We start from the raw sequence: 22368 nt of genomic DNA on the forward strand, positions 1-22368 counted from the left end.
GTGCCGATGACACCCGCCCTCTCGCGGTGGTGGCGAGAGCCCTGGTGGGCGCGCGTCACGCTTGCCGCGATTCTCTTGGCTTTCGCCGTGCTCACGACATGGAACCTGGCGCGCGGGGGTGACTTCTCGTTCTACGAGGCGTCGGCGCGGTCGATGTCGCAGTCGTGGCAGGCGCTGCTGTTCGGCGCGTTCGATCCGGCTGCCACCGTCACTCTCGACAAGCTGAGCGGTTTCGCCGTGCCGCAGGCGCTGAGCGTGCGACTGTTCGGGATGTCGACGTCGGCGCTGGCGCTTCCGCAAGTGATCGAGGGGCTCGTCACGATCTTCGTCTGCGCGGTGATCGGTCTGCGCTGGCGCGGTCGCGTCGTCGGGTTGATCGCTGCGGGAGCCGCGGCATCCACGCCGATCTTCGTGTCGATGTTCGGCCATCCCATGGAAGACGGCCTGCTGACGATGTCGCTGGCCGTTGCGCTGCTCTGGTGGCAGCGTGCGGCGCTGACGAGCCGCCTCTGGCCGCTGGTGTGGGCCGGCGTGTTCATCGGCATCGGCTTCCAGGCCAAGATGATGCAGGCATGGTTCATCGTGCCCGCGTTGGTGATCGGTACGGCCATCGTCGGCGAGGGGCGATGGCTCCGCCGTCTCGCCCGCGTCAGCGTGCTTCTCGCGAGCACGGTGGTGACGTCGCTGTCGTGGATGATCGCCATGGAATTGGTTCCGGCGGGGTCGCGACCCTTCGTGGACGGCTCCACCGACGACGACGTCTTCGCCATGGTGTTCGGATACAACGGCATCGATCGGCTGTTTCCCAACGCCATCGCCGGCGCTGTGCGGAGCGGATCGGGTACCGGCGCTGCCGGCGCCGCAGCGTCGGCGACGAAGCTCATCGATCCCGCGTATGTCGGTGAGATCGGCTGGCTCTACCCTGCGGCGATGTTCGGCATCGTTCTGGGTGTCGCTGTCGCGGTACGCGCCTGGCGGCGACGGGGAGCCACCGCTCCTCCCTCCGTCAGATGGGGCGCGGGGCCGGCGACATTCGTGGTGCTCGTCGTGTGGCTCGCGACCGGCGCCGCGATCCTCTCCGCGGCGCGCATGCCTCACACGGCATATCTGTCGGCGATCGGCATCCAGCTCGCCCTCCTGGCCGCGCTCGGAATCAGCGAGGCGGTTCGGCTCCGCGCCGACGCCAGCGGGTGGGCGCGCGCGGCGCTGCCCATTCTGGTCACGCTGCAGCTTGCGTGGTTCATCGCGCTGTCCGCGCTGTCACGGATGCCGCGATCTCTGACGCTCGCCATGATGATCGTGGCTGGCGTGACGTGCGCACTGGTGGTCGCCGCGGCGCTGTCGCCGAGCGTGCGCCGACGTCTCGGTCGCGGCATCGTGGTGGCCTCGGCGGTCGCCGTTCTGGCGGGACCCGCGATCTTTTCTGCGCAAGTCGTCGATGCCTCACGCGACGGGAGCGGGGGAGACGCCTACGTGGGGGTGAAGCCGTCGGCCACGACGGGGTCGGCGTCTCAGGCGTTCGTGCCGTCACCGCCGCAGCTCTGGGGAGGCTCCCCGGGAATCACGCCCCCGTTGGTCGAACTGGTCACGGCGGCGCGGGCTGCCGGCGGCGGTGTGGACGGCGCCCCGCTGTTCCTGACGGACTCTTGGAGCATCGCCGCTCCCGTCATCGACGCGACCGGGACCGAAGTACTCACCGACGGTGGATACTCCGGTCAAGCCGTGGTGTTCACGGCGGCAGAGGTCCGCGCGCGTATCGCGTCCGGCGTGCACCTGATCGTCGTGAAGGATCACGCCCCGAAGACCGATCCGGTGGCGGTCGCCGTGCACGCGGCGTCGTGTCACGCGCTGCGCTCCTGGCCGTCGACGGCGGGCGGCGGGCAGGGGAAGACCTCGACGTCGAAGGAGAGCGTGCTCGGATTCACCCTCTACGCGTGCTCGTGAGGCGGCGACGGGGTCAGCAGAACGGCGAGGCGCTTCTTGGCGCGGTTCTCCCGCACGATCCACGCGACGTCGGGATCGTCGAGCGCGAGGGCGTGGAACGCGGCCAACCCCGGGGCGGGGTCGGAGGCGACCGCGACACTCCAGCCGTACCCGAGCGTCTGGCGCAGGGTACGAACGTCCGGATCACGTCGCCTGTCGGCGGACAGCGAGCGGAGGCTCTCGGTGGCTGTCGCGCAGACGGCGACGGCCCGAGCGGCCTCGCGCGGCGACGTCAACAGCCGTGGCTCGCAGATCGCCGCGACGGCGGCGCGCTGAACGAGCGGATGGGCGTCGCGCGCCCACATCGTGGCCACCTCGGCCATCGCGTTCGGCTCCACCTCGCCCCACAGCTGAAGTCCGATGGCGACGCCTTCACGAACACGCCACCGTCCGTCGCACGCCAGGTCGCGTGCACGTGCCTGCTCCTGGGGATCCGCGGCGCGGCGGGCGATTGCCGCGGCGGCGCACATCGTTGCGAACTCGCTTCCGGATCGCAGCAGGGCATCGATCTCCCGAGCCCCCGCGATCGCGGCCGCAGCCGCGACGAGGCGGAGGTTGGCGCGGGGACCGGGGAGCCCGGATGCCGCCTCGACCACCGGCGCCCACTCCTCGGCATCGAGCTTCCGCAGTCGTGCCGGCCAGTCGACAGGCGCTTCCATGACGCGAGCGTAGCGCCGCGCCGGCGGCTGCGAGCCCCCGTGAGCCGTGTCAATGGTGACGATCGCGCCGTCAGCGGGCGGAGGCTGCCGGAGCGATCACGGTGAGGGCGCGGGGGAGCACACGAGCACGGAGGCGATCGACCTCTTCGCCGAGCTCGCCGTCGCGGGCGATGCGATACGGGCCACCCAGCAGCTCGAGGTCGAACTCGGCATCCGAGAACTCCTGGTAGCGACGGTTGCGGGAGATCCGTCCGGTGAACAGATCGACGAAGATCCGCGCGCGGGAGCCGAGACGCGAGACGCCGAGCACGCGGAGATCCAGTCGCGCATCGTCGAGCGTGGCCCGGTGCACCGGAGCGAACCCCCGCGGCTCGTACCTTCCGTTGCCCAGGAAGAGAAGACTGAAGCGGGCGTCGACTGTTTCACCGTCGAGGTCACGTACCCGGACCCGGACGGCCCGAGCGGCCCCCAGTGTCGTGACGGCGGCGACGACCGCGGCCAGCGGCTTGCCGATGCGGTGTTCGTAGCGTTCACGGATCGTCACGAAATCGGTGTACGCGCCGACGCTGGCCGTGTTCACGAAAATCTTGCCGTTCACCTCCCCGAGGTCGACTTTCGCGACCGTGCCCGCCCGGATCGCCGCGATCGCCGTCGACAGCGGGTACATGCCGAGGTCTTTGGCGAAGTGATTGAACGTGCCTGCCGGCAGCACGGCGAGCGGGATGCCGCGTTCGCGGGCGGCGTCCGCGGCTTGTTGCACCGTGCCGTCCCCGCCGGCGACGGCGAGGACCTCGCAGTCGGCTGCCGTCGCGCGGATGACTTCTGCATAGTCGTCGCCGGCGCCGAGCTCGACGACCCGCAGGCGGGGGAGGGCGCGGCGCACGGCGGGAAGTATGCGCCCCGCACGCCCGGAACCCGAGCGCGGGTTGATCACCAGCGCGATCCCGGCACCGTCCGGGCGCGGAGTGCCGGCGTGCACAGCGAGCGCGTCCTGCAGGGGGTTGACGCGCTCGACCGGCACGGCGCGAGTGGTCAGCCAGGCGATCGCCTCGCCGAGGGCGAAGCCTGCCGCCACATCCGACGGGTAGTGAGCTCCGGTGGCGACACGGGAAAACCCGACCAGCCCCGCGAGCGCACGCAAGGGAACGGTCAACGCGGGCATCTCGGCAGACGCGGCCGCGGCGAAGGCCATGGCGCTGGCCGAGTGACCGCTGGGAAACGAGGTGGAGTCGGGAATGCGCCGGGCCAGCCGCCTCGTCGGCACCTGCGTGATGGACGGTCGAGGGCGGCGGTGCAGGCGCTTGGAGACCTGGTTCGCGAGAAGACTCGTCACCCCGATGGCCGCCAGTCCCCGCGCCGCGGCGCGCCGGCCGCGCCCACGAGCGAGGAGAGTGAGCAGACCTGCGACGGCCATCCACAGCACCGAGCGGTCGGCGGCACGTGTGAGCGCCGGCATCGTCGTGTCCAGGAGCGGGCTGCGCGTGCGCGCCACCGCCGCGAAGGTCGCGACGTCGAGGGCGTCGACCTGTCGCCGGACGTCGCGCCAGCGGCGTGCCGTGCCCCGCGCAGTGCGGGAGCGGCGAGGCGTCGTCGATCGGCGAGGCATGAGGGCTCCGATCACTTCATCGCATTGCCGATGTAGGAGTACTTGACGAACACCTCCGAGGCCCATCCGGCCTCGTCGAGCACGCCCTGCACCGCGGTGAGCATGTACTTCGAGTCCCACCCCATGTAGAGGTAGCGACCCTCGCCCAGCTCGTCCCACTGGCCGTTCCACGCCATTGCCGGATAGACGGGACCGCCCCGTCGCGCGCTGAAATCGATGACGCTCTGGCGCGAGTCGGCCCACAGCCGTTTGAAGATGCGGTTGAAGAGGTAGCGGATGTCCGGCACCTCCCAGTGCTCGCCGCGGAACTCGACGTAGTCGAACTCGCGTTGCCATCCCCGCGGCCAACCGCGCCGCTTCACGGCGTCGAGGATGGGCGTGAGATTGTCGTCGTCGATGCTGACGACGGCGGGGCGGCGCCATACCTGCAGGAACAGCTCGGTCAACGCCTGCGTGCGGGCGGCGATGGCAGCCGTACTCCACGAGCCGGTCTCGGCGATCGCCCGGGTGATGTCGACGGCGCTCTCGTCGTACACCGCGCGTTTCTGCGGGAACGAGGCGTCGAACGCCCGCTCGAAGAGCGAATCCTCCAGCAGTGTGAGGTTGCCGAGCGTGGGCGCCAGCGCACGGAAGCTGTTCTGCTCGTCGTCGGAGAGGTCGGCCCAGCGGCGGATGCCGTCGGGCGTCCAGTCGTCGGAAGGCGCGGCAGGGGCGATGTGCTCGAGGCCGATGCCGGGAACGTCGATGTCGCCCGCCAGTCGCTTCAGCACATAGGCGGGGTACGGCAGCGCCGTGTACTTCAGGCCCACCCGGGTGCGTTCGTCCGACGGCGTGATGCGGGCGATCGCGTGCACCAGGGCGTCGCGGGACAGCGTGGCGGCCCGACACAGGCGCGCGACCAGGCGGTCGGTGGTCACACCGACGACGGTGCGACGGAGCAGAAGCGACTGCACGTGCTCCAGCGAGACGAGCAGGTCGGCGGCGCTGAGGTCTCCCTCGCCGTGCTCGTGGAGCAGACGCAGCGCCAGGGGGTACATCCCCCGGCCGAAGGTATTGAGGTAGGTCAGCTGACGTGCGATGACGGGATCGTCGGCCCGGGACGGGTCGAGGAGGATCCGGTAGATGCCCGCATACCGGCGCCACTGTCCGGCGCGCTCCCGCAGCGTCGCGAGGTCCAAGCGGGGGAACTGGGCACGGAACGTGTCGTAGACGCCCCGCTCGCCGGCGACGGTGACCTCCCGCCCGGTGAGCATGACCAGGTAGTGTCGCCAGAAATCGCCGATCTGCTCGCCGGTGTCGTGCTCGATCGGCATCCAGTACTCGTCTTCGATCTCACCTTGCTCGGCGTGCGAGAGCCCCATCAGGACGTAGTTGTGGATGAGTTCGTGATCGCGCAGCGGCTCGCCGGTCGAGTTGAGACTCTCGAAGGTCTGCTGGGCGTTCGCGTCGGCGCCCAGCGTGATCGAGACGTGCTCGAGGCGCTGCAGACCGCGCCAGATGTCAGCAGCCTCGTCGGGTCGGATCTGGCTGCGGAAGAACGCGTAGTTGTCGTCGAACCGGGACTCGCGCATCTGCTCACCCGCCTCTCGGCGACCGAGCACGACGCTCTCGAAGACATCGGCCCACGCGCGGTGCGGACGCAGCTTGGTGCGGGTCGGATCCTCGCTGCGCACGAGGACGCGCTCGAGCTCGGCGGCGAGGTCGGGGTCGTCGTCTCGCAGCGTGTGATGCAGGGCGGCCACGAGGAGCATCAGAGTGGTGATGCGCTGCTGTCCGTCGATGAGCACCAGATGCGCGTCGTCGTCAGAGGTGCTCGACGCCGTCGACAGGATCGAACCGATGAAGTGCGTCTGTCCGGCGCCGGCATCCGCAACGGCGCGCACGTCCGCCAGCAGCTGCTCGCACCCGCCGATATCCCATCGATACTGGCGTTGGTAGACCGGGACCACGATGGTCGTCTCGGATGCCGAGAGCCAGCCGATCGTCGACACAGCGGTGGCCGAGACGTGTGTCGCTGCGACCGAGGAGGCGAGTTGCGTAGGGCTGTTCATGCTGTTCGTGTCGCCTCCGCGCTCGCTCTCGATGACCGCCGTCGAGTCTAATCGCGTTCACATCGCCGCTCTGTAGGCTTGCCTCAGTCGGGCCTGTAAAAACTTCGCTTGTCCGGCAGAAAGGTTGAATCCGTCATGGGTTACATCAAGAGCGCGGCTCTCGAGGAGACCGGATACGTCGTCCTCGACCGCTACAACAAAGAGATCGATCCCAAGGAGTGGCTCGACGTCGAATACGTCGACTGGAAGTCCTCGGGCGACACCCGTTTCGCACCGTTGGCCTCCGCCAAGGGCGAGATCGAGTGCAACGGCTTCTGGAACCACAAGCCGCCGCGCACCGACAAGGACGGGGTCTGGATCGACTCGCAGACAGCGATCGCGCCGACGCTGACCGCGCGTGCGCAGGAGCCGGGAGCGAACGTCGGTCGTTGCCGCATCATCGAGCTGCAGCCGAACACCTATGCGGACTGCCTCTACAACCTGCACCAGGACGACAACAACCGCCTGAACCCCGATGGCACGGGCTGGGTGGTGCGTGGCTTCTTCAACCTCACGGATGACACCACGAGCTACTTCGTCCTGCGTGAGAATCGTACCGATCCGAGCGAAGAGACGCGTATCGCGCTGCCCGCCGGCGCGCAGCTCATCGTCGACACGCAGCGACTGTGGCACGCCGCCGCCCACTACGGCACGGAGCCCCGGTACTGCCTCATCACCTCGTGGGAGTCGGGCCCCGAACTGGACGCGTACATCGCCAAGTACAACGGCGTGAACAAGGTGGACAGCTACCCCGTCGACCAGGAGACCCTCGACGCCGGCCAGATCGAGCAGGAGCGTCGCATCGCCGCACGCGCGGCCGCTCTGGCCGCCCGTGGTCAGCAGGAAGTCACGGTGATGAGCGAGGCCTGAGCCTCCGCATCCCTCCGCGCACCGCGCGCAGAAGGGCCCCGGTCTTCGGATCGGGGCCCTTCTGCGCGTGATGTGGTTTTTCCCGGCAGGGGTGTTGATGCATCTGTGTTTGTGTTGTAACGTGTGGCTATTCAAGGAGGAACCGTGTACGCAACGGAGCGACAGCAGCTCATCGAGCAGCTGATCACCACTGAGGGTCGGGTCGTCGTCGTCGATCTGGCTCGCCGCTTCGGCGTGACGACCGAGACGGTGCGCCGCGATCTCGATCAGCTCGAGTCGTCGGGTCTCGTGCGCCGCGTGCACGGGGGAGCCGTCGCCCGCACCCGCGTCAGTACCGCGGAGACATCTTTCGTCGAGCGCACGCAGCGACGCACCGACGCGAAGCTCGCGATCGCCGCACGCGCCCTGGATGCCATCGGCACCCAGGGCGACGGTTCGGTCTACATCGATGCCGGCACCACCACGGCCGCTCTGGCGGGTCTGCTGGCTCAGCGCAGCACGAGTTCGCACCCGCTCGAGGTGGTCACGCACTCCATGACGGTCGCACACCTCCTCGCGGGCGCGTCGGCGCTGAACCTCACCGCGATCGGCGGTCGTGTCCGCGGATTGACGGCCGCCGCGGTGGGCGCGCAGACGGTCGACGCGATCACGCGCCTTCGTCCCGACCTCGCCTTCATCGGAACGAACGGACTGTCGGCGTCCTTCGGACTCAGCACGCCCGACCCGGACGAGGCCGCCGTCAAGCGCGCCGTCATCGCATCGGCGCGTCGCATCGTGGTGCTCGCAGACGCGGAGAAGTTCGACGGCGAGCTCCTCGTCTCGTTCGGTCGCCTCGCCGATCTCGACATCCTCGTCACCGACGCCGAGCCCCCTGCCGACCTCGTCGCCGCCCTCGGCGACGCCGATGTGGAGGTGTGGATCGCATGATCGTCACCCTGACCGCCAATCCGTCTCTCGATCGCACCGTGACGCTGGCCGACGCCCTCCGCGCGGGCGAAGTGCAGTCTGCGGTCTCGGTCCGCGAGGATGCCGGGGGCAAGGGCATCAATGTCACCCGTGTGCTGGCCGGCTCCGGCGTCACCACGCGCGCCGTCCTCCCGTTGGACGCCGACGACCCGTTCGCGGCTGTTCTGCGCTCCGCGCACGTGCCGGTGCTCGCCGTGCCGTTGCCGGGGGTGGCCCGCGCCAACCTGACGCTCACCGACCGCGAGGGTGTCACGACCAAGATCAACCTTCCGGGGGTGACGCGCACCGCCGAAGACGCGGCGACGCTCATCGACGCGACCGTGCGCGCATCTGCCGGCGCCGACTGGCTCGTGCTGGCCGGATCGCTTCCCCCCGGCCTTGCCGAGGACTTCTACGTCGAGGTGATCGGCGCCGTCCGCGCGGCCGGAGCGTCTGCTCCCCGCGTCGCGGTCGACACGTCGGGAGCCGCGTTGCGCGCCGTCGTGGAGCGCGGGCTGCCCGACCTCATCAAACCCAACGACGAGGAGCTGGTGGAGCTGGCCGGCGTCGCTCTCGATGCAGATCTTCCCCTGCCCGAGGCCGTCCTCGCCGTCGCACGCGAGCTCGTCCCTGCCCGCGTCGGTGCCGCCTTCGTCACGCTCGGCGGCGACGGCGCCGTGCTCGTCGACGCCGACGGAGCTTGGTTCGGCACCCCTCCGCCCACGCGCGTGCGCAGCACCGTGGGTGCGGGCGACAGCTCGTTGGCCGGCTTCCTGCTCGCCGACGTCGCCGGGGCTGCTCCCGACGAGCGGGTGCGCAGCGGCATCCGCTACGGATCGGCGGCGGCCGCGCTGCCGGGCACACAGGCCCCCACCCCGACCGATCTCCTCCCCGGCGACGTGCCGGTGCGGAGCCTCGCTCTCTGAAAACCCACCCTGAACCCAAACGACCACTGGAGGTCACCGTGTCAGAGATCATCACGCCGGCGCTCGTCAGCCTTGACGAGTCGCTCGGCACCGACAAGCGGGCCGTCATCGACGCCCTCGCCGCCCGCGTTGCGGCTGCGGGACGGGCGTCCGATGCCGCAGCCCTCGCCGCCGACGCCTGGAAGCGCGAGCTGACGGACGAGACCGGCCTCCCGGGCGGCATCGCGATCCCGCACGCGAAGAGCGCAGCGGTGCGCGAGGCGACGCTCGCGTTCGCGCGTCTGAAGCCCGGTATCGACTTCGGCGCCGACGACGGCCCGGCCGACCTCGTCTTCCTCATCGCGGCTCCCGACACCGCGGCCGAGGAGCACCTGGCGGTGCTGTCGCAACTGGCCCGCAGCTTCATGCGCGAGGACTTTACCGCCGGGCTGCGCTCCGCGGCGACCCCTGAAGCGGTGGTCGACCTCGTGACGGCAGCCGTGTCGGGCACCGGTGCTCCCGCCGCGGCGACGCCGGCTCCGGCGGCTGCGGCCGACAGCGCTCACCTGATCGACGGCCGGCCGGCGCGTATCGTCGCCGTCACCGCCTGTGCCACCGGCATTGCACACACGTTCATGGCCGCCGACGCGCTCACCGCGCAGGGCGGCAAGGACGGGGTCGATCTGATCGTCGAGCCGCAGGGCTCCAGCGGCTACAAGGCTCTCGACCCGAAGATCATCGAAGCGGCCGATGCCGTCATCTTCGCCGTCGACGTCGACGTGCGCGAGCCCCAGCGCTTCGCGGGCAAGCCCGTCGTGCGCGCCAGCGTCAAGCGCGGCATCGAGGCGCCGGCGCAGCTGGTGGCCGAGGCGATCGCCGCCGCCAAGAACCCGAACGCGACGCGCGTCAGCGGGTCGGCAGCCGCCGCATCCACCTCGACGTCCGGTGCGGGGGAGTCGTACGGCGCGAGCATCAAGCGTGCCCTGCTCACCGGTGTCAGCTACATGATCCCGTTCGTCGCGGGCGGCGGTCTGCTCATCGCACTCGGCTTCCTGCTCGGCGGCTATACGATCGCGTTCGACGCCGACAAGATCCTCGGTGCGTCGACGCTGTGGAACCTCGGCGACACATCGCTGATCGTCTACCTCGGCGCGGTGCTGTTCAAGATCGGTGCGCTCTCATTCGGCTTCCTCGTGCCGGCACTGGCCGGCTACATCGCGTACGGCATGGCCGACCGCCCCGGTATCGCACCCGGTTTCGTGGCGGGTGCCGTCGCGGGCTTCATGGGCGCCGGCTTCCTCGGCGGTATCGTCGGCGGTCTGCTCGCCGGTGTCGCCGCACGTTGGCTGAACGGTCTGGACGTGCCGCGCTGGCTGCGTGGCCTGATGCCCGTCGTGATCATCCCGCTGCTGGGTTCGATCTTCGCCTCCGGGCTCATGCTGCTGGTCCTCGGTGGACCGATCGCGTGGCTGACCAAGGCGCTCAACGACTGGCTGTCCGGCCTCACCGGAGCCGGTGTGATCATCCTCGGCATCATCCTCGGCCTCATGATGTGCTTCGACCTCGGCGGCCCCGTGAACAAGGTGGCCTACGCGTTCGCGACGGGCAACCTGGCCGCGGGCATCGCCGGTGACGAGCGCTACCTGCAGATCATGGCCGCCGTCATGGCCGCCGGCATGGTGCCGCCGCTCGCGATGGCCCTCGCCTCGACCGTCATCGATCGCAAGCTCTTCACCGAGCCGGAGCGAGAGAACGGCAAGGCGGCGTGGCTGCTCGGCGCGGCGTTCATCTCCGAGGGTGCGATCCCGTTCGCTGCGGCGGACATCTTCCGGGTCATCCCGTCGATGATGCTCGGCGGCGCGGTCACCGGTGCCCTCTCGATGGCCTTCGCCGTCACGAGCAAGGCACCCCACGGCGGCGTCTTCGTCTTCTTCGCGATCGACAACTTCTGGCTGTGGCTCGTCGCCATCGCGGCCGGTACCGTCGTCGCCGCGTTCTCGGTCGTCGCCCTCAAGCGCTTCGCGCGCCGCGGGTCGGCCGTCGACGAGGGTATCTCCGGCGCTGCCGCGGTTTCTCCCGAAGCCGTCAGCGCCTAGGCTCGAAGACAGAAGAATACGACCGATCCAAGGAGGATCCCATGGCAGAACGCCAGGCCACCGTCGCCAGCAGCTCGGGACTGCACGCGCGCCCCGCGAAGCTCTTCGTGCAGGCGGTTCAGCAGACCGGCGTCCCCGTGACGATCGCGGTCGAGGGCGGTCCTGACCTCAACGCCGGCAGCATCCTCACGCTGATGGGTCTCGGCGCCACACAGGGCACCGTCGTCACGCTCAAGGCTGAGGGCGAGGGCGCGGATGCCGCGCTCGACACGCTCGTCGCGTTCCTCGAGACCGACCACGACGCCGAGGCCTGATCGGCCCACACGAACGGATGCCGCGCCCGCTGGAGTGACCAGCGGGCGCGGCATCCGGCGTTCACGGTGGGTCAGAGATCGATGGCATCGCCCGGATCGAGTGGTCTGAACCGTCCGCCGCCCTGCTCCGTCGCCCACTGCAGCCTTCCGCGATGCATGTCCAGCCCGATGGGCGAGAGCGTCATGTCGTGCGTCGCGAAGGCGTGCTCCGGACGGACGGCGAGGACGAAGTCGATCGCCTCTCCGATCTTCAGCCAGGGAGCGCCCACGGGGGCCGCCAGCAGCCGTACGTCGACGCCGTCGGGCGCCGAGAACGAATCGCCGGGATAGTAGAACTCGTCGTCGACCAGGACGCCGACATTGTCGATGACCGGAATCGACTCATGGATGACGGCATGCCGCCCGCCGAAGAAGCGCAGCGAGAACGGACCGACGCTCACGCTGTCGCCGGGCGCGACGACGGTGATGTCGAAGTCCGCCGCCGCATCGGCGACGCCTTGGGGGCCGTAGATCGGCACGTCGGGGGAGTGCTCGCGGATTGCGCCCAGGTGCTCCGGGGTCCAGTGGTCCTGGTGCTGATGGGTGAGAACCACGCCCACGGTGCCGGCGAGATCCTGCAGCGGGAGCGTGAAGCTTCCCGGGTCGATGATCAACTGACTGCCGTCGCGCTCGAGGCGCAGGCAGGCGTGTTCGTGTTTGGTGACGCGCATGCCGTCAGTCAACGCCTCTCGAGCGACGCGGGCAAGCCCGCGGTGCGTCCTGGTCTCGATTTGGCGAGGCGTTGATCGTCATGGCATAATCGAACGGTTGCTTACGCAGCGAAAAAGTACGGCCCCATCGTATAGCGGCCTAGTACGCCGCCCTCTCACGGCGGTAACGCGGGTTCGAATCCCGCTGGGGTCACCACGACAGAAGCCCGGTCCAGACGGACCGGGCTTCTGTGCGTCACCGCCGTCGTCGTGGAACCGATCACCCCTCCGCGGAAGCGTTCCGTCGGCTGTGACGGCGTCGACGCGCTCGCACGACGAGCACCACGACGGCCGTGACGACGAGCCCCACGCCGAGCCACGGGAGCAGGAACCCGACCGCGACGACCAGGGCGTTGAGCGTGGCGATGAGTCCGTTCCACCCGGCCGCGACGCCATCGCCGAAGCCGGCCGGGTCGGCGGTCACGGCGGGGGACGGCTCCACGAGCGAGACCGTGAGCGTCGACATCGCGACCTGCGACTCGGTCCAGGTCAACTGCTGACGCAGGGAGTCGAGCTCCGATTGGCGTTCGGAGAGGGCGGACTCAGCGGCGATGAGATCGGCCGTCGAGCTCGACTGCTTCATGAGGTCGGTCAGGCGCGCGACCGAGGTCTCCAGCGCGCCGACACGAGCTCGAAGATCGAGGGTCTCGGTCGTCACGTCCCGCCGGTCGGTCTGCGATGCGGTGACGGTGCCGAGTGTGGACAGTCCTGTCACGACCTGTGACAGCGCATCGGCGGGAACCCGAACGGTGATCCACGCGGTCGCCGGAGCGGGCATCATCTTGCCCGTGTCGGACAGCGGAACGGCCGGTTGCCCGGGCGAGGTCCCCGTGCTCTGAGATTCGACGTATCCGCCGGCGTCAGCTGCCGCCGTCGCGATCGCCTGGGCCGCGGATGCCGCGTCCTGCACGTCCACGGTGGCGGACGCGCTCACGGCGATCTGCCGTTCTGCGGTGGCTATCGCGACGGCACCATCGGAGGCTGCTCCGCCGCCGGAGGGGTCTGCGCCGCTCATCCCCTCGGTGCGGGTATCCGGAGCGGTGGCGATCGCGCTGCCGGCGTCCAGAGAGACGGATGTCACAGACGACGCGCCCGAGGAACCGGAGAGTGCGTGCAGCGCGGACGGTGCGATGATCGCGGCGACCGCGACCAGCGCCGCTGCGGCGGTACCGCCCATCCAGAGACGTCCGCGGCGCACGGCGCGCACTCGGTCTCTCTCCGCCTTCTGCCACTGCGCGCTGCGTTCCTCGGCGATCTGGGCGAACAGCCGCTGCTCGATGACGTCCACGCGGTCGTCGGCGAGCTCGGGCAGTGCGTTGTCTTCCGTGGTCATGACCCCTCCGAGGTGATGGTGGTGCGCAGCGAGCTGCGGATGCGGGAGAGGCGATTTCGGACCGCACCGTGACTGATGCCGAGTCGGTCGGCGGCCTCGCGATAGCCGTAGCCCTCGGCTGCGCACAGGCGGAAGATCTCCTGATCCACGTGGCCGAGTGCCGACAGCTCCGCCGCGATCCGATCGGCGAGGTCGGCGTCGATCACCGCGCGCTCGACATCGACCGCCGCAGGAAGGGTCTCGTCGACTCCTGCCGTCAGATGCTCGCGGTCGCGCTTCTGACGCCGGACGCGGTTCGCGGCCTGAAAGCGGCAGATGGTGACGAGCCACGGGAGAAGGGATTCGCTCTCCAGCTGCAGCGCGCCGATCTTGCGCCACGCCACAAGGAAGGTCTCCTGTGTGACGTCCTCCGCATCCGCCGCCGTGCCCACCAGTGCGTGCGCCACGGCGTAGACGGCGCGCACGTAGGAGCGATAGAGCGTACGGAAGGCGAGGTCGCTGCCCGCGGCCGCGGCCGCGACCAGCTCCGCGTCGGTGCGCAGGCCGGAGTGGTCGGTCATGGTGTCCTCATCGTCTCTCACTGGGTGAGTGTCCGCGAGCGGCGAATCGTCTCAGAGAACTCGGCGTCATCGAAGCCGGTATTGTTGTCGCAGCGAGAGGGAGTATCCCGTTCTCGCGCGTCCGTCACCACGGGCCCGACGTCGGGTTCCCGGGCGCGCGCCGCAGCACCGCTGACGGGGGAGAGACTTTCGACGTTTCGTCATCCCCTCGAAAGGCCTGCATGGACCTCCCCGTCTGGTTCGAGATCGGTTCGCTGATCGTTCTGGTGCTGATCCTCGTCGCCGATCTCGCCCTCATCGCACAGCGGCCGCACATTCCGACGCCGAAGGAGTCGAGCCTCTGGGTCGTCTTCTACGTCACTCTCGCGCTGATCTTCGCGGGACTGATGTGGCTGTTCGCCGGCGGGGAGTACGCCGGCCAGTTCGTCGCCGGCTGGCTCACCGAGTACAGCCTGTCGATCGACAACCTCTTCGTCTTCGTGCTCATCATGAGCCAGTTCTCCGTGCCGCGGCGCTACCAGCAGAAGGTGCTGATGGTGGGCATCATCATCGCGCTGGTCCTCCGCGGACTGTTCATCCTGGCCGGGGCCGCCATCATCGAGCAGTTCAGCTGGGTGTTCTACATCTTCGGCGCCTTCCTCATCTACACCGCGTGGAAGCAGGCGTTCCCGGGCGGCGACCACGACGAGGAGATCAAGAAGGAGTCCGTCGTCGTGCGGCTGCTGCGTCGGACGATCGACATCAGCGACGACTACGACGGCCCGAAGGTGCGCACCGTCGTCGACGGCAAGCGCATGTTCACCCCGATGATCATCGTGTTCGTCGCGATCGGCATGACCGACCTGCTGTTCGCGCTCGACTCGATCCCCGCGATCTTCGGCATCACGCAGAGCCCCTTCATCGTCTTCACGGCGAACATCTTCGCGCTGATGGGCCTGCGCCAGCTCTACTTCCTGCTCGGCGACCTTCTCGACCGTCTGAAGTACCTGCACTACGGCATCGCCTTCATCCTCGCCTTCATCGGTGTCAAGCTCATCGCGCACGCGATGCACGAGAACGAACTGCCGTTCATCAACGGCGGCGAGAACATCGCGTGGGCGCCCGACATCTCGACGTGGATGTCGCTCGGCGTCATCGTCGTCTCGATGGTCGTCGCCACGGGGGCGAGTCTCATCGCGGCGCGGAGGGAAGGGCGCGACGTCACGCTCGACGAGCGGTGACGATCCGGCGCCGATCGCCGCGGTGGTAGTCTGAGCCGGTGCGGATCGCTCGCCTTCTCCTTAGCCGCCGCGACGAGACCTCGTTCTGAGCCCTCTCTCGTCGCGGAGTCCGTCGCGGGCTTGATCCCCTTATCTGGAGAACGAGACAGCATGAGCACAACGATTCCCGACCGCCCGCGGACCCTCGCCGAGAAGGTCTGGGACGACCACCTCGTGGTGAAGGGCGAAGACGGCCAGCCCGACCTGATCTACATCGACCTGCACCTCGTGCACGAAGTGACCAGCCCGCAGGCGTTCGACGGCCTCCGCGCCGAGGGGCGTCCGGTGCGCCGGCTCGACCTGACGATCGCGACCGAGGACCACAACACTCCCACGCTCGAGATCGACAAGCCGATCGCCGATCTCACCAGCCGCACGCAGATCGAGACCCTGCGCCGAAACGCCGAGGAGTTCGGCGTACGGCTGCACTCCCTCGGCGACAAGGAGCAGGGCATCGTGCACGTCGTCGGCCCCCAACTGGGTCTGACCATGCCGGGGATCACGGTCGTCTGCGGCGACAGTCACACCTCGACGCACGGTGCTTTCGGCGCCATGGCCTTCGGTATCGGCACCAGCGAGGTCGAGCACGTGCTCGCCACGCAGACCCTCCCGCTGAAACCGTTCAAGACGATGGCGATCACCGTCGAGGGCGATCTCAAGCCGGGTGTCACGGCCAAGGACATCATCCTCGCCATCATCGCGAAGATCGGCGCCAACGGCGGCCAGGGCTACGTGCTCGAGTTCCGTGGCAGCGCCATCCGGTCGCTGTCGATGGAGGGCCGAATGACGATGTGCAACATGTCGATCGAGGCGGGAGCCCGCGCCGGCATGATCGCCCCCGACGAGACCACGTTCGCGTACGTCAAGGACAAGCCCCACGCACCGCAGGGTCAGGACTGGGACGACGCCGTCGCCTACTGGCGCACGCTTCCGAGCGACGAGGGTGCGGTCTACGACGCCGAGGTCTTCCTCGACGCGAACGAGCTCGAGCCCTTCGTCACGTGGGGCACCAACCCGGGCCAGGGCGTCTCGCTGAGCGACGTCGTGCCCGATCCGGCATCCTTCGCGGACGCCAACGAGCGTGCCGCCGCCGAGCGGGCTCTCGAGTACATGGACCTGCAGGCCGGAACGCCGCTGAAGGACGTGACGGTGGATGCCGTCTTCATGGGCTCGTGCACGAACAGCCGGATCGAAGACCTGCGCGCCTTCGCCTCGGTCATCGAAGGCCGCCAGAAGGCAGACAACGTCCGTGTGATGGTCGTCCCCGGCTCGGCGCGAGTGCGTCTGGAGGCCGAAGCGGAGGGACTCGACAAGGTCTTCACCGCCTTCGGCGCGGAATGGCGTTTCGCTGGCTGCTCGATGTGCCTCGGGATGAACCCCGATCAGTTGGCCCCGGGGGAGCGGTGCGCATCGACGAGCAACCGCAACTTCGAGGGACGCCAGGGCAAGGGAGGACGCACTCATCTGGTGTCGCCCCTGGTCGCCGCCGCGACGGCGGTGCTGGGCCGGCTGGCCAGCCCGTCCGATCTGCCCGCCGTCGAGAAGGTCGAGGCCTGACATGGAGAAGTTCACGACGCACACGGGTATCGCGGCCGCGTTGACGCGCTCGGCGGTCGACACCGACCAGATCATCCCCGCCGTCTATCTCAAGCGGGTCACCAAGACCGGCTTCGAAGACGCCCTGTTCGCCAACTGGCGACAGGACCCCGATTTCGTCCTCAACCAGCCGGCTTTCGCGCGTGCCTCGGTGCTCGTGGCGGGACCCGACTTCGGCACCGGTTCGAGTCGTGAACACGCCGTCTGGGCGCTGCGCGACTACGGCTTCCAGGTGGTGCTGAGCCCGAAGTTCGCCGACATCTTCCGTGGCAACGCGGGCAAGCAAGGCCTGGTCACGGGGGTGATCTCCGAGACCGACGTGGAGGCCATCTGGGCCCGGATCGCCGCAGAGCCGGGCATCGAGATGACGGTCGACCTGGTCGAGCGCACCGCCACGATCGGCGGGCTCCGGGTCTCGTTCGACATCGACGACTACACTAGGTGGAGGCTCCTCGAAGGTCTGGACGACATCGGACTGACCCTGCGCAATGAGGACAAGATCGCGCAGTTCGAGGCGCGCCGCGAGGCGTGGCGCCCGCGGACGCTCCCCGTTCGCTAGGCCGGATGGCGCCCCGAACCGGGGCGAACATCTGTCTTTCGCATCCCCGTCCTCGACACACACTGTGAGGTCCGATCCATGAACACCCTTCTGAGCGCTTCGGCGTCCACACCCGCCGGAGGCGAGGTTTCGGTCCTCGAGATCCGCGGCGGACGACCCCTGAGGGGGCGCGTCGAGGTCAAGGGCGCGAAGAACCTCGCAACGAAGGCGATGGTGGCGGCGCTGCTCGGTGAGACCGAGAGCGTGCTGCGCGATGTCCCCGACATCAGCGACGTGAAGGTCGTCCGCTCTCTGCTCGAGGTGCACGGCGTCACTGTCACCGATGACGGAGAAGGCGTGCTGCGGCTGGACCCGCGCGGTGCGGTCTCCGCGCACATGGAAGAGATCGACGCACACGCCGGTGCGTCCCGCATTCCGATCCTCTTCTGCGGCCCGCTGCTGCACCTGCTCGGCCAGGCCTTCATCCCGGACCTCGGCGGATGCCGCATCGGAGACCGTCCGATCGACTTCCACCTGGATGCGCTGCGTGCCTTCGGCGCCACGGTCGACAAGCTGCCCAGCGGCATCCGGCTGTCTGCTCCGAACGGGCTCACGGGCGCGAACATCGCCCTGCCGTACCCCAGCGTGGGCGCCACCGAGCAGGTCCTGCTGACCGCGGTGCGTGCGAAGGGCACGACCGAACTGCGCAATGCCGCGATCGAGCCCGAGATCATGGACCTGATCGCGGTGCTGCAGAAGATGGGCGCGATCATCTCGTACGAGCCCAACCGCGTCATCTTCATCGAGGGTGTCGACACCCTCCGCGGCTACGACCATCGGAGCATCTTCGACCGCAACGAGGCCGCATCGTGGGCGTGCGCGGCGCTGGCCACCGACGGCGACATCTTCGTCGGCGGTGCCAAGCAGCAAGAGATGCTCACGTTCCTCAACGTCTTCCGCAAGGTCGGCGGTGACTTCGACATCCATGAGGACGGCATCCGCTTCCGTCGTGGGGGAGCGTTGAAGCCCGTCGTCGTCGAGACCGACGTGCACCCCGGGTTCATGACCGACTGGCAGCAGCCTCTCATCGTCGCCCTCACACAGGCCGAAGGCGTTTCCACGGTGCACGAGACCGTCTACGAGAACCGGCTCGGCTTCACGCAGGCTTTGAACAAGATGGGAGCCGACATCGTCGTGCATCCCCAGGGCATCGCCAGTCCCGATCGCCGCGTGGCGCGCCGCGCGCTGGAGCAGGCTGCGGTGATCACCGGCCCGACGCCGCTGCACGGCGCCGATGTGGTCGTTCCGGACCTCCGCGGCGGCTACAGCTATGTGATCGCGGCGTTGGCGGCGCAGGGGCGTTCGCGCGTGGCGGGCGTCGACATCATTCGTCGCGGATACGAGAAGTTCCTCGAGAAGCTCACGATCCTCGGCGCCGACTTCGACGTCGTCGGATGACGGGCACGGCGCGCCCGGCGCCGCGGCGCCGGGCCTCTCCGGAGAAGACGCGTCCGTCGGTCTTCTGGCCGCTCGCGGCGATCATCGTCCCGGCAGTCGGCTGGTTCGCGAAGATCGAGATCAGCGGTGCGGAGCACCTTCCGGCGGAAGGCCCCTACGTGCTGGCCCCGAATCACTACAGCGAGTTCGATCCGCTGATCATCGCGGTGGGCACGTGGCGTATGGGCCGCGCACCGCGGTTCATGGCGAAGGAGAGCCTGTTCCGCGTTCCCGTGCTCGGGGCGGCCTTGCGCGCGACCGGCATGGTCCCCGTCGCCCGGGCCTCGTCGTCGGCCGCGGCGAAGCAGACCCTTCAGCAGTCGGAGGATCTGGTGACCCATGGCCGCGGCGTCATCGTCTACCCGGAGGGCTCGCTCACGCGTGACCCCGACATGTGGCCCATGCGCGGCAAGACCGGCGCGGTGCGCCTCGCGCTGGCCGCCGGTGAGCCGATTCCCGTCATCCCGGCGGCGACCTGGGGCGTGCAGCAGATCCTCCCGCGGTACGGCAAGCTCCGCTTCTGGCCGCCGCGCCGTCGCGTTCGCCTTGCCCTCGGCCCGGCGACCGACCTCTCGGCCTTCACCGGCCCCGGCGCGACGGGGTCTGCGAACCTCGTCGCCGCCACCGACGCCGTGATGGCGGACATCGCTGCGCTGTTGGGCACCTTGCGTGATGAACAGCCGCCGAGCGAACGGTGGAACCCGTCTGCGCACGGGCAGAACGAGACGGGCCGCCTTGACGCGTAGGGGCGAGTCGGCGTTGCCGCGGGTCGCGGTGATCGGCTCGGGCAGCTGGGGAACCACGTTCGGCAAGGTGCTCGCCGATGGCGGTGCTCACGTGGTGATGTGGGCTCGCCGCGCGGAGCTCGCCCAGGAGATCCAGGAAGGGCACCGCAACAGCGAGTACCTGCCCGGCATCAACCTGCCGCGCACGATGTCGGCGACCACGCACCTCTCGGAGGCGCTGGAGGGTGCGTCGCAGGTCTACCTCGCGATCTCGAGCCAGGCCCTCCGGCAGAATCTGAAGGCGGTGCGCCCTCTGGTGCGCGACACCGACGCCCCGATCGTGTCATTGATGAAGGGCGTCGAAAAGCGCAGCGGACTGCGGATGAGCGAGGTGATCGCCGAAGAGCTGCACTGCGACGCGGGCCGCATCGCGGTCGCGTCCGGGCCGAACCTCGCCCTGGAGATCGCCCGCGAGCAGCCGACGGCGGCGGTCATCTCCTCCACCAGTCGCGAGACCGCCGAAGCCGTCGCACGTCGCGCTCGCAACGGCTACTTCCGCACGTTCGTGAACACGGACGTCATCGGCACGGAGTTCGGCGGCGTGCTGAAGAACCTCATCGCCGTCGCCATCGGGATCGTCGACGGTGTCGGGTACGGCGAGAACACGAAGGCGTCGATCATCACACGCGGTCTCGTGGAGATGACCGACTTCGCCGTGGCCCAAGGAGCACAGCCCGAGACGTTGCAGGGGCTCGCCGGTCTCGGCGACCTCATCGCGACCTGTCAGTCCCCCTTGAGCCGCAACAACACCGCCGGGCGACTCCTCGGCCAGGGCTACAGCTTCCAGGACGTCGTCAAGCAGATGAACCAGACCGCCGAAGGGCTCGCCTCGGTGGCGCCGGTGCTGCAGCTGGCGCGCGCGTCCGGCGTGCAGATGCCCATCGTGGAACAGGTCAAGATGGTTCTGGACGGCACCATGAATCCCCGCGACATCGCGCCGCATCTCACCACCGACGACGACAAGCCCACGGGCGAGAGGACCCAGAATGGACAAAGCGGTAGTGGCGGTGCTCTTCGGAGGGCGCTCCAGCGAGCACGCGATCAGTTCCGCGACGGCGGGCGGCGTGCTTCAGGCGATCGACCGTGACCGCTTCGAGGTCATTCCGGTAGGTATCACGCGCGAGGGGGCGTTCGTCCTCGAAGACGACGATCCCGACAAGTTCGCGCTCGATCCCGAGCGCCTGCCCGAAGTCGTCGACAACGGCACCCGCATCCTGTGGCCGGACTCCATCCGCTCCCGCGAGCTGCGCGTTCAGGATGCCGACGGCATTCGATCCCTCGGCGACGTCGACGTCGTCTTCCCGATCCTGCACGGCCGCTTCGGCGAGGACGGCACGATCCAGGGCTTCCTCGAGCTGCTCGATCTGCCCTACGTCGGCGCTGGGCTGCTGATGTCGGCGATCGGCATGGACAAGCACACCACCAAGAGCGTTCTGAAGGCTGCCGGCGTTCCCGTCGTTCCCTGGGTCACCGTCACCGAGGCGGCGCTGGCGCGTGACAGCGACCTGTGGCACCGGCGCATCCGCGCGCTCGGGCTGCCGGCGTTCGTCAAGCCGGCCCGCGCCGGGTCGAGCGTCGGCGTGTCGAAGGTGTCCGAGTGGAGCGAGCTGGATGCCGCGCTGGCGACCGCCTTCGCGGAAGACGGCACGGTGCTGGTCGAGCAGGCGGTCGTCGGCCGCGAGGTCGAATGCGGCGTGCTTGCCGGTCGAGACGGCGACGCCCCGCGTGTCAGCGTCGCCGGTGAGATCGTGATCACGGGACGGGACTTCTACGACTTCGAGGCGAAGTACCTCGATGCCGCCGGCATCGAGCTCGTCTGCCCCGCCCAGCTGCAGAGTGGTGAGCTCGCCGAGATGCAGCGCGTCGCTGCCCGTGCGTTCGAGGCGCTGGGCGGCGAGGGTCTGGCTCGAGTCGACTTCTTCTTCACCGGAACCGAGTTCTTCGTCAACGAGGTGAACACGATGCCGGGGTTCACGCCCATCTCGATGTTTCCGAAGTGCTGGATCGCGACGGGAATGAGCTACCGCGACCTCATCAGCGAGCTGATCGATCTCGCGCGCGTGCGCTGACGACCGGCACGGGTCGTCTCAGGAGGACGGGCGGGCGGTGCAGCTGCGGCCGTCCGTGGGCAGCTGCTGTACGGCGGAGGACAGTGCGCTGAGCACGTCGCGTCCGCTGACGACGTCGTAGTCGAGGTACACCTGCACCGCGGGGGTACGGCCGAACGTGGTGAACCGGTACTTCGGCGCCTCGGAATCATCCATCAGCCAGTCGATGCCGTCGACGGTCTGGCAGACGAGCGTCGACGGTCCAGGCGCGTCGAGCCCGCACGTCAGCAGGACGCTGGCGGGGCTGCCCCACGCACCCGTGGCCTGGGCGTCGGTCCATCGGCGCGGCTGGCCGTCGACGGTGGCCGGCAGACGAGACGTCACCGCCGCACATGCCGGGTCGTTGGCTCCCTTCGCCGGCGTCATCGAGACGGTGGAGCTGCAGCCGGCGGTACCGAGGGCGATGCCGAGCGCCACTGCCACGCTCAGAGGGGCGACGATCAGGCGCGAGCGGGACATCACTCCAGGCTACCGT

The 22368-nt window shown here is 69.0% G+C and carries 20 protein-coding genes and 1 tRNA gene; 14 read left to right on the forward strand and 7 right to left on the reverse strand.

Going from position 1 to position 22368, the window contains the following annotated elements:
* Positions 1–6 precede the first annotated feature (6 nt).
* Positions 7–1944, forward strand: a complete 1938-nt coding sequence (locus tag ACT53O_RS06030) for an ArnT family glycosyltransferase (protein ID WP_476151961.1) — start codon at positions 7–9, stop codon at positions 1942–1944.
* Here ACT53O_RS06030 and ACT53O_RS06035 read toward each other — a convergent pair.
* From ACT53O_RS06035 to ACT53O_RS06045, 3 genes are all read right to left on the reverse strand, one after another.
* Complete coding sequence (locus ACT53O_RS06035; protein WP_347417260.1) at positions 1929–2642, reverse strand: HEAT repeat domain-containing protein; 714 nt, start codon at positions 2640–2642, stop codon at positions 1929–1931. The two genes, ACT53O_RS06030 and ACT53O_RS06035, sit on opposite strands and share 16 nt — an antisense overlap.
* Positions 2643–2712: 70 nt before the next feature.
* Positions 2713–4248 (reverse strand): bifunctional phosphatase PAP2/diacylglycerol kinase family protein, encoded by a 1536-nt coding sequence (locus tag ACT53O_RS06040; RefSeq protein WP_039415869.1) that lies wholly within the window; start codon positions 4246–4248, stop codon positions 2713–2715.
* A gap of 11 nt (positions 4249–4259) precedes the next feature.
* The gene (locus ACT53O_RS06045) at positions 4260–6299 is read right to left on the reverse strand and encodes a DUF262 domain-containing protein (RefSeq protein ID WP_476151588.1); all 2040 of its coding nucleotides are present in this window, start codon (positions 6297–6299) and stop codon (positions 4260–4262) included.
* Positions 6300–6434: 135 nt separating this feature from the next.
* Here ACT53O_RS06045 and ACT53O_RS06050 point away from each other — a divergent pair, with 135 nt between their 5' ends.
* The 5 genes from ACT53O_RS06050 (at position 6435) to ACT53O_RS06070 (ending at position 11468) form a co-directional block, all read left to right on the forward strand.
* Positions 6435–7208: a hypothetical protein gene (locus ACT53O_RS06050; RefSeq protein WP_039415559.1), complete on the forward strand. Its 774-nt coding sequence runs from the start codon at positions 6435–6437 to the stop codon at positions 7206–7208.
* Between the two features lie 144 nt (positions 7209–7352).
* Positions 7353–8135 (forward strand): DeoR/GlpR family DNA-binding transcription regulator, encoded by a 783-nt coding sequence (locus ACT53O_RS06055; protein ID WP_036318225.1) that lies wholly within the window; start codon positions 7353–7355, stop codon positions 8133–8135.
* Entirely contained in the window at positions 8132–9079 is a 948-nt protein-coding gene (locus ACT53O_RS06060; RefSeq protein ID WP_112931371.1) for a 1-phosphofructokinase family hexose kinase, read from the forward strand. The genes ACT53O_RS06055 and ACT53O_RS06060 overlap by 4 nt, the downstream gene beginning before the upstream one ends.
* A 38-nt stretch (positions 9080–9117) precedes the next feature.
* On the forward strand, positions 9118–11154 hold the full coding sequence (locus ACT53O_RS06065; protein ID WP_112931372.1) for a PTS fructose transporter subunit IIABC: 2037 nt from the start codon (positions 9118–9120) through the stop codon (positions 11152–11154).
* A 41-nt stretch (positions 11155–11195) separates the two neighbouring features.
* On the forward strand, positions 11196–11468 hold the full coding sequence (locus ACT53O_RS06070; RefSeq protein WP_036318222.1) for an HPr family phosphocarrier protein: 273 nt from the start codon (positions 11196–11198) through the stop codon (positions 11466–11468).
* Between the two features lie 71 nt (positions 11469–11539).
* Here the strand turns inward: ACT53O_RS06070 and ACT53O_RS06075 are convergent, their stop codons facing one another.
* Positions 11540–12178, reverse strand: coding sequence for an MBL fold metallo-hydrolase (locus ACT53O_RS06075; protein WP_112931373.1), 639 nt, complete (start codon positions 12176–12178; stop codon positions 11540–11542).
* A gap of 120 nt (positions 12179–12298) precedes the next feature.
* Between ACT53O_RS06075 and ACT53O_RS06080 the strand changes: the two genes are divergently transcribed.
* Positions 12299–12374 (forward strand) — tRNA-Glu (locus tag ACT53O_RS06080).
* A 63-nt stretch (positions 12375–12437) separates the two neighbouring features.
* Here ACT53O_RS06080 and ACT53O_RS06085 read toward each other — a convergent pair.
* Both ACT53O_RS06085 and ACT53O_RS06090 read right to left on the reverse strand, forming a co-directional pair.
* Positions 12438–13550: a DUF4349 domain-containing protein gene (locus tag ACT53O_RS06085; protein ID WP_476151589.1), complete on the reverse strand. Its 1113-nt coding sequence runs from the start codon at positions 13548–13550 to the stop codon at positions 12438–12440.
* Positions 13547–14110, reverse strand: coding sequence for an RNA polymerase sigma factor (locus tag ACT53O_RS06090; protein ID WP_347417261.1), 564 nt, complete (start codon positions 14108–14110; stop codon positions 13547–13549). The genes ACT53O_RS06085 and ACT53O_RS06090 overlap by 4 nt, the downstream gene beginning before the upstream one ends.
* A 221-nt stretch (positions 14111–14331) precedes the next feature.
* On the opposite strand from ACT53O_RS06090, the gene ACT53O_RS06095 reads away from it, so the two are divergent.
* The 7 genes from ACT53O_RS06095 (at position 14332) to ACT53O_RS06125 (ending at position 21854) form a co-directional block, all read left to right on the forward strand.
* Positions 14332–15330: a TerC family protein gene (locus tag ACT53O_RS06095; protein ID WP_294944121.1), complete on the forward strand. Its 999-nt coding sequence runs from the start codon at positions 14332–14334 to the stop codon at positions 15328–15330.
* Between the two features lie 150 nt (positions 15331–15480).
* Complete coding sequence (gene leuC / locus ACT53O_RS06100) at positions 15481–16926, forward strand: 3-isopropylmalate dehydratase large subunit (RefSeq protein ID WP_039415531.1); 1446 nt, start codon at positions 15481–15483, stop codon at positions 16924–16926.
* 1 nt (position 16927) lies between these two features.
* Positions 16928–17524, forward strand: coding sequence for a 3-isopropylmalate dehydratase small subunit (leuD, locus tag ACT53O_RS06105; protein ID WP_039415529.1), 597 nt, complete (start codon positions 16928–16930; stop codon positions 17522–17524).
* A gap of 78 nt (positions 17525–17602) precedes the next feature.
* Positions 17603–18961 carry a UDP-N-acetylglucosamine 1-carboxyvinyltransferase gene (murA, locus tag ACT53O_RS06110; protein WP_036318214.1) on the forward strand — a complete coding sequence of 453 codons (1359 nt, stop codon included), beginning with the start codon at positions 17603–17605 and terminating at the stop codon, positions 18959–18961.
* On the forward strand, positions 18958–19746 hold the full coding sequence (locus ACT53O_RS06115) for a lysophospholipid acyltransferase family protein (RefSeq protein WP_036318213.1): 789 nt from the start codon (positions 18958–18960) through the stop codon (positions 19744–19746). The genes murA and ACT53O_RS06115 overlap by 4 nt, the downstream gene beginning before the upstream one ends.
* Complete coding sequence (locus tag ACT53O_RS06120; RefSeq protein ID WP_036318212.1) at positions 19736–20872, forward strand: NAD(P)H-dependent glycerol-3-phosphate dehydrogenase; 1137 nt, start codon at positions 19736–19738, stop codon at positions 20870–20872. Before ACT53O_RS06115 ends, ACT53O_RS06120 begins: the two co-directional genes overlap by 11 nt.
* The gene (locus ACT53O_RS06125; protein ID WP_476151590.1) at positions 20772–21854 is read left to right on the forward strand and encodes a D-alanine--D-alanine ligase family protein; all 1083 of its coding nucleotides are present in this window, start codon (positions 20772–20774) and stop codon (positions 21852–21854) included. Before ACT53O_RS06120 ends, ACT53O_RS06125 begins: the two co-directional genes overlap by 101 nt.
* 18 nt (positions 21855–21872) lie before the next feature.
* Here ACT53O_RS06125 and ACT53O_RS06130 read toward each other — a convergent pair whose 3' ends face one another.
* Positions 21873–22352 (reverse strand): DUF3515 family protein, encoded by a 480-nt coding sequence (locus ACT53O_RS06130; protein ID WP_239498581.1) that lies wholly within the window; start codon positions 22350–22352, stop codon positions 21873–21875.
* Positions 22353–22368: the final 16 nt, after the last annotated feature.

It is taken from the genome of Microbacterium sp. DMC48, assembly GCF_056313825.1.

What these genes read in the sequence shown, in the direction of transcription:
- ACT53O_RS06030 (WP_476151961.1), top strand. Translation starts at nt 7, where the DNA reads ATGACACCCGCCCTCTCGCGGTGGTGGCGAGAGCCCTGGTGGGCGCGC.
- ACT53O_RS06035 (WP_347417260.1), bottom strand. Translation starts at nt 2,642, where the DNA reads ATGGAAGCGCCTGTCGACTGGCCGGCACGACTGCGGAAGCTCGATGCC.
- ACT53O_RS06040 (WP_039415869.1), bottom strand. Translation starts at nt 4,248, where the DNA reads ATGCCTCGCCGATCGACGACGCCTCGCCGCTCCCGCACTGCGCGGGGC.
- ACT53O_RS06045 (WP_476151588.1), bottom strand. Translation starts at nt 6,299, where the DNA reads ATGAACAGCCCTACGCAACTCGCCTCCTCGGTCGCAGCGACACACGTC.
- ACT53O_RS06050 (WP_039415559.1), top strand. Translation starts at nt 6,435, where the DNA reads ATGGGTTACATCAAGAGCGCGGCTCTCGAGGAGACCGGATACGTCGTC.
- ACT53O_RS06060 (WP_112931371.1), top strand. Translation starts at nt 8,132, where the DNA reads ATGATCGTCACCCTGACCGCCAATCCGTCTCTCGATCGCACCGTGACG.
- ACT53O_RS06070 (WP_036318222.1), top strand. Translation starts at nt 11,196, where the DNA reads ATGGCAGAACGCCAGGCCACCGTCGCCAGCAGCTCGGGACTGCACGCG.
- ACT53O_RS06075 (WP_112931373.1), bottom strand. Translation starts at nt 12,178, where the DNA reads ATGCGCGTCACCAAACACGAACACGCCTGCCTGCGCCTCGAGCGCGAC.
- ACT53O_RS06085 (WP_476151589.1), bottom strand. Translation starts at nt 13,550, where the DNA reads ATGACCACGGAAGACAACGCACTGCCCGAGCTCGCCGACGACCGCGTG.
- ACT53O_RS06090 (WP_347417261.1), bottom strand. Translation starts at nt 14,110, where the DNA reads ATGACCGACCACTCCGGCCTGCGCACCGACGCGGAGCTGGTCGCGGCC.
- ACT53O_RS06095 (WP_294944121.1), top strand. Translation starts at nt 14,332, where the DNA reads ATGGACCTCCCCGTCTGGTTCGAGATCGGTTCGCTGATCGTTCTGGTG.
- leuC (WP_039415531.1), top strand. Translation starts at nt 15,481, where the DNA reads ATGAGCACAACGATTCCCGACCGCCCGCGGACCCTCGCCGAGAAGGTC.
- leuD (WP_039415529.1), top strand. Translation starts at nt 16,928, where the DNA reads ATGGAGAAGTTCACGACGCACACGGGTATCGCGGCCGCGTTGACGCGC.
- murA (WP_036318214.1), top strand. Translation starts at nt 17,603, where the DNA reads ATGAACACCCTTCTGAGCGCTTCGGCGTCCACACCCGCCGGAGGCGAG.
- ACT53O_RS06115 (WP_036318213.1), top strand. Translation starts at nt 18,958, where the DNA reads ATGACGGGCACGGCGCGCCCGGCGCCGCGGCGCCGGGCCTCTCCGGAG.
- ACT53O_RS06125 (WP_476151590.1), top strand. Translation starts at nt 20,772, where the DNA reads ATGGACAAAGCGGTAGTGGCGGTGCTCTTCGGAGGGCGCTCCAGCGAG.
- ACT53O_RS06130 (WP_239498581.1), bottom strand. Translation starts at nt 22,352, where the DNA reads ATGTCCCGCTCGCGCCTGATCGTCGCCCCTCTGAGCGTGGCAGTGGCG.